Raw genomic sequence first — 2,370 nt, 5'->3', positions numbered from 1 at the left:
GAAAACACATAATCTAATATTGCAAAATAAGTGCGATTTCAGAAATCCCTATACTAATTTAATATTCACTAATTTAATATCCTTGATGTTAAGACATTCGATAATATTTTCAAACATTGTTTCATTACACTCATATATAGTACGAATTTTTTCAATTATCTCTGGATTTATCTGTGTTATTTTAAGACTATTTTCGGCAATTTTTTCTAAATGATCTGCTATTCGTTCAATATTTTTCACCACTATTCGGTAACCCAGACATTCTGCTGCATTTGAGAGACCAAGCTCCTTGATAATTTCCGGATTTCTCAAAGCATTCTTCAACTGCCTAACAATAAGCAAATAGAATCGGTCCACTTCAGTATCCCTTTGGATCACTTCATTTGCCGTGTTTCTATCAAGTTCAAGCAACGCCCTATTCGAATCCTTTTGCATTGACTGGACTATCCTCAAGATATTGGACATGGCCCTATCCATGGGAAATTGCTTATAATTGAGAAGGCTCTGGAACATCACCCGCTCACTGGATTCTTCCACTACTTCAAGCGCAATGAGCCTTTCTCGTACCGATTCCTTTATACATTTTCGGTCTTCCGCTGCATATTCTTTTTTAAATGTCAATATTAAAATGTCGTAACCTGCAAGGTAATAAGAAACCATTAACCGGAATATATCAGCACTTTTATCTTTGTCCCCTATTTTTATTGTTGTAGAATATAATTTATCTTTCAATTTTATTTTTGGTGCAATGATCAAAGAACGGTCTTGCTGGCGGGAAATAAATAATTCATCTCCCTGCTGAATACCCAGATCCCTGATCCAATTAACTGGAAGGGATACGATATACGTGGACCCACCTGTTAATTGTACTTTCCTTTTTTCAATCTTTGTCATTAAATATATAGATTAAATAGATACTATATATTTATTTGGATTAATCTTATTTATTGTGTATGTATACATAGAGATTAAATGTGTGCAATAAAAATGGTAGGTGAAACAACATGAACAAATATTCAGGAATTCTAATAATAATTGTAACGGCCATTACATTTGGTTGCATCGGCCAGCAGCCGGGTGAATCGTTAGACATTAAAGGTTCGGATACTCTTGTCCAGGTGGTTTCAGATATGGCTGAAACCTATATGGATAATAATCCTGGGACTGAAGTGGTGGTCACTGGTGGTGGTTCTGGAACAGGCATTGCCGCCATAATAAACGGTGAGATTGATATCGCTGATTCTTCCCGACAGATCAAAGCGGAGGAAATTGATCAAGCAAAAGCGAAAGGTATTGAGCCATGGGAGTTTATTATAGCCCGGGACGGATTGGCCGTAATTGTCAATCCGGACAATCCCCTCACAAACCTTACTCTGGATCAGATAGGCGCCATCTACAGGGGAGAGATCAACAACTGGAACCAGATCGGCGGTAATGATATTGAAATTACAATATATGGTAGACAGAGCACCTCTGGCACCTATGAGTTCTTACTAGAGCATGTGGTTAACTGGCAGCAGACACAGAAAAAGGACTATTCCCCCAGGATGCTCAATATGGAAGGAAACAGGGCAATTGTAGACACAGTGATGGCTGATGCGTCCGGGATAGGATATGTCGGGATTGGGTATGTTACCAATGAAATTAGTGTTATTAATGTAGCTTGGGACGAGGCGTCTGAATATATCACTCCGCTAGACGAGGAAAATATCGAAAACGGCCTGTATCCAATAACCAGACCTCTCTACCAGTATACAAGCGATAAACCGGATAAGGACAGTCCTGTGTATGATTTTCTCAAGTTCGAACTGAGCGAAGCAGGACAGGATGTGGTACAGCGAGCCGGATTCTACCCAATAAATATGGATGATAGGGTACGGAACCAAGAGAAGATTTCGAAATAGGGGAGTATTCCCCACATATTTTTTACCATGAATTTTACTGTGGATCATAACTGGATTTTTAAGAAAGCCACCAATAGTATTGTAATAATCATACTCTACATCCTTCTATTGGCCCTTTTGATAGGGGCGGTTCGGCTTGTCCTTAGCATACCCCAGCTCATGAATAATGATGGCATGGACGTCACATTCTACCAGATTGTAGCCAATAGTCTAACATTGTTCATTATTATAGAGTTCTTTAAAACACTCCATGACTATTCAAAATATGAGAGGATTAAACTTACATTTATTATTGATGCAACAATACTAATCGTTCTGAGAGAAATCTCAGTGGGGCTGGTTTACCAGGGAATTAGACTACATGATGATATTAGCCCTATCCACCCTATTAATAGTCATGGGAATAATAAGAGAGACTTTTTATTTTCTTGTGATTGAATTAGGAACTAGCCAGAATAAGTAATTC

3 protein-coding genes are annotated in these 2,370 nt (G+C 38.2%); 2 read left to right on the top strand and 1 reads right to left on the bottom strand.

Going from position 1 to position 2,370, the window contains the following annotated elements; translation table 11 throughout:
• Positions 1 to 48 precede the first annotated feature (48 nt).
• Positions 49 to 894, bottom strand: coding sequence for a phosphate uptake regulator PhoU (locus IBX40_12775; GenBank protein MBE0525184.1), 846 nt, complete (start codon positions 892 to 894; stop codon positions 49 to 51).
• A 110-nt stretch (positions 895 to 1,004) separates the two neighbouring features.
• On the opposite strand from IBX40_12775, the gene IBX40_12770 reads away from it, so the two are divergent.
• On the top strand, positions 1,005 to 1,904 hold the full coding sequence (locus IBX40_12770) for a PstS family phosphate ABC transporter substrate-binding protein (protein ID MBE0525183.1): 900 nt from the start codon (positions 1,005 to 1,007) through the stop codon (positions 1,902 to 1,904).
• Positions 1,905 to 1,931: 27 nt separating this feature from the next.
• Positions 1,932 to 2,342, top strand: coding sequence for a phosphate-starvation-inducible PsiE family protein (locus IBX40_12765; GenBank protein MBE0525182.1), 411 nt, complete (start codon positions 1,932 to 1,934; stop codon positions 2,340 to 2,342).
• The last annotated feature ends 28 nt before the right edge of the window (positions 2,343 to 2,370 follow it).

This window comes from Methanosarcinales archaeon (assembly GCA_014859725.1).
Lineage (GTDB): Archaea > Halobacteriota > Methanosarcinia > Methanosarcinales > Methanocomedenaceae > Kmv04.
Note: the sequence above shows the minus strand (reverse complement) of the source record. Positions and strands in the feature narration are given on the sequence as shown.

Excerpts from the sequence above, each read along its gene's own strand:
- IBX40_12775 (MBE0525184.1), bottom strand. The coding sequence starts at position 894 with ATGACAAAGATTGAAAAAAGGAAAGTACAATTAACAGGTGGGTCCACG.
- IBX40_12765 (MBE0525182.1), top strand. The coding sequence starts at position 1,932 with ATGAATTTTACTGTGGATCATAACTGGATTTTTAAGAAAGCCACCAAT.
- IBX40_12770 (MBE0525183.1), top strand. The coding sequence starts at position 1,005 with ATGAACAAATATTCAGGAATTCTAATAATAATTGTAACGGCCATTACA.